The sequence below is a fragment of the Phytobacter sp. V69 genome (assembly GCF_965644215.1).
Lineage (GTDB): Bacteria > Pseudomonadota > Gammaproteobacteria > Enterobacterales > Enterobacteriaceae > Phytobacter.
In genome coordinates this window covers 1-3,456 of record NZ_CBFFRL010000325.1, presented here as the reverse complement: position 1 = coordinate 3,456, position 3,456 = coordinate 1, and the positions used below count along the sequence as shown (strand labels likewise).

Here is a 3,456-nt window from a genome sequence, read left to right as displayed (position 1 = left end):
CGTAGCGAGCCATAGTTCAATATGTTGTTGAAAAAGACAGTTACTATAACTCAGGTGATTAAGGGACACAGCCTAGAGAGGCGGGGAGTATTCCCACCGGACGGTGGGAATAACGTGCGTAAAAAGCGTCAGACGCCCTGCATCATGCGAATACGCGCCGCGTCTTCCCCCGGCGTGACGCCAAAGTAGCGTTTAAATTCGCGGCTGAACTGCGACGGGCTTTCATAACCCACACGAATAGCGGCAGCGCTGGCTTTCATGCCGTCGTGGATCATCATCATTCGCGCTTTGTGCAGGCGATAGCTTTTGAGGTACTGCAACGGCGACGTGCTGGTCACCGATTTAAAATTATGGTGGAACGCCGAGACGCTCATATTGGCTTCCGCCGCCAGCTCATCCACGCTCAGGTTTTCCGTGTACTGGCTTTCAATGCGTTTGAGCACCCGGCTGATTAAGCTGAAATGGGTCTGACGGCTGACCAGCGCCAGCAGCGCACCGCCGCGCGGCCCAACGAGTACGTGATAGAGCAGCTCGCGGATGATTTGTTTGCCCAGGATGCGGGCGTCCAGCGGACGCTCCATCACATCGAGTAAACGTTCCGCCGCACACAGAATTTCTTCGGACAGCGTGGCAGAGTTGATGCCGCTTGCCGCCATTGCAGGCTGGAAAAATTCGTCTTCGCCAATGTCCATCAGCAGTTCCTGCAATTGTAGGATATCGACGTTCAGGCGCAGCCCGGCCAGCGGAATCTCCGGCGTGGCATAGGTTTCGCACTCGAACGGTAAAGGTACCGTCAGGAGCAGGTATTCATTGGTATCGTAGCGAAACACGCGCTCGTTGATATAACCAATTTTATGGCCGGAAAAGAGAAAAACGATCCCCGGTTGATACATCACCGGCGTGCGGGTTCCCGGCTCTGTACCGTACAGTAAGCGGATATCCGGCAGCAGCGTACTGAGATAATTTTCATTATTTTTCAGTACCTTTATTTTCTCTGTTAGCAACTGACAAATCTCATCACGGTTCATAGCACGCCGCTCCGTTAGTTTTTTTCGACCTTTACAGTGTGCATTTTTTTGTGCGGTTTCTCCAGCAGGCTGGAGAAACAGGCAAGACATCGGCAGGAATGTGCATTGAGAGGAAAGCCCGCCACGCCCACAATAATCGCCATCGGGCAGCCTGCTGCCTGCTCTTTTTATCACCCACATAAAGGGAACGAGCAATGAACAACTTTAATCTCCATACCCCTACCCGCATCCTGTTTGGTAAAGGCGCGATTGCCGATTTGCGTGAACAAATTCCGGCAGACGCTCGCGTACTGATCACCTACGGTGGTGGTAGCGTGAAGAAAAACGGCGTGCTGGATCAGGTCTATAGCGCGCTGGAAGGTCTGGATGTGCGGGAATTCAGCGGTATCGAACCCAACCCGTCTTACGAAACGCTGATGAAAGCCGTCAAAATCGCCCAGGATGACAAAATTACCTTCCTGCTGGCTGTTGGCGGTGGCTCTGTGCTGGACGGCACCAAATTTATCGCCGCAGCGGCCCATTACGCCGATGGCGTGGACCCGTGGGAAATTCTGGAAACCTATGGCAGCAAAGTTGAAAGCGCGATCCCGATGGGCTCCGTGCTGACCCTGCCAGCCACCGGTTCCGAATCCAACAAAGGCGCGGTTATCTCGCGTAAAACCACCGGCGATAAACGCGCATTTATGTCGGAACATGTTCAGCCGATCTTTGCCGTGCTGGATCCGGTGTACACCTACACCCTGCCGCCGCGTCAGGTCGCAAACGGTGTTGTCGATGCCTTCGTCCATACCGTTGAGCAATATGTCACCTACCCGGTAAACGGCAAAATTCAGGACCGCTTCGCCGAAGGCATTCTGCTGACGCTTATTGAAGAAGGCCCGAAAGCGCTGCAAGAACCGGAAAATTACGACGTGCGTGCCAACGTGATGTGGGCGGCCACCCAGGCACTGAACGGCCTGATTGGCGCGGGCGTGCCGCAGGACTGGGCAACCCATATGCTCGGCCATGAACTGACGGCGATGCACGGTCTCGACCATGCCCAGACGCTGGCGGTGGTACTGCCTGCGCTGTGGAATGAAAAACGCGAGACCAAACGCGCCAAACTGCTGCAATACGCAGAACGCGTGTGGAACATCACCGAAGGTTCCGATGACAGCCGTATCGATGCCGCTATCGAAGCAACCCGTGGTTTCTTCGAGCAGATGGGCGTGCCGACTCGCCTGTCAGGTTACGGTCTGGACGGTAGCTCCATTCCGGCGCTGCTGGCGAAGCTGGAAGAACACGGCATGACAAAACTTGGCGAACATCAGGACATTACCCTTGATGTCAGCCGTCGCATTTACGAAGCGGCACGCTAAGCTTTTTACTCCGCTGCCTTTCGTTTTTGGACTTTTCGTCCAGACTTAATGCACACAACCTTACCGGGACCTGTCCCGGTAAGCTCATACAGGAGGAATGCATGACACATCCAACCGTGATTAAGCTTTCGGATGGCAATTTGATGCCGCAGCTGGGTCTTGGCGTGTGGAAAGCGGGCAATGAGGAAGTGGTTTCCGCCATTCACAAGGCGCTGGAAGTGGGTTATCGCTCTATCGATACCGCTGCCGCGTACAAAAATGAAGATGGCGTCGGCACCGCATTACACAGTGCAGGCGTTGCGCGTGATGAGCTGTTTATTACCACCAAACTGTGGAATGACGATCAGAAACGCCCACAAGAAGCATTGCAAGAAAGCCTCGATAAACTGCAGCTGGATTATGTTGATCTCTACCTGATGCACTGGCCGGTTCCGGCTATCGATCACTATGTTGAAGCCTGGAAAGGGATGATCAAACTCCAGGAACAAGGCCTGGTGAAGAGCATTGGAGTCTGTAATTTCCAGATTCATCATCTGCAAAAGCTGATTGATGAAACCAACGTCACCCCGGTTATCAACCAGATTGAATTGCACCCCCTCCTGCAGCAGCGTCAGCTGCATGCCTGGAACGCCACGCACAAAATCCAGACCGAGTCATGGAGCCCGCTGGCACAGGGCGGTGAAGGGGGGTTTGACCAGAAAATTATCCGCGAACTGGCGGACAAATACGGTAAAACCGCCGCCCAGATTGTCATTCGCTGGCACCTGGACAGCGGCCTGGTGGTGATCCCGAAATCCGTGACCCCGGCGCGTATTGCCGAGAACTTCGACGTCTGGGATTTCCGTCTGGATAAAGACGAGCTGGGCGAAATAGCTAAGCTCGACGAAGGCAAACGCCTTGGCCCCGACCCGGATCAGTTCGGCGGCTAATTACTCCCATCATATCCCCCAGCCCGGCAGCCAAGCCGGGCTTTTTTTGTGCACAGAAAACCCCCAGCTAGATAGTGTCGTCACGAGGATAAAAATCATTGATAATAGGGCCTTCTAATCAGAAGGCCCTATTATCATGAC

General features: G+C 54.1%; 3 protein-coding genes. 2 read left to right on the top strand and 1 reads right to left on the bottom strand.

Annotated elements, in window-relative coordinates; translation table 11 throughout:
• Positions 1-128: 128 nt before the first annotated feature.
• Positions 129-1,028, bottom strand: coding sequence for an AraC family transcriptional regulator (locus ACSZPU_RS24515; RefSeq protein WP_499004183.1), 900 nt, complete (start codon positions 1,026-1,028; stop codon positions 129-131).
• A 194-nt stretch (positions 1,029-1,222) separates the two neighbouring features.
• Between ACSZPU_RS24515 and yqhD the strand changes: the two genes are divergently transcribed.
• Complete coding sequence (gene yqhD / locus ACSZPU_RS24510; RefSeq protein ID WP_499004182.1) at positions 1,223-2,386, top strand: alcohol dehydrogenase; 1,164 nt, start codon at positions 1,223-1,225, stop codon at positions 2,384-2,386.
• A 101-nt stretch (positions 2,387-2,487) separates the two neighbouring features.
• Positions 2,488-3,315, top strand: a complete 828-nt coding sequence (gene dkgA, locus ACSZPU_RS24505) for a 2,5-didehydrogluconate reductase DkgA (protein ID WP_499004180.1) — start codon at positions 2,488-2,490, stop codon at positions 3,313-3,315.
• Positions 3,316-3,456: the final 141 nt, after the last annotated feature.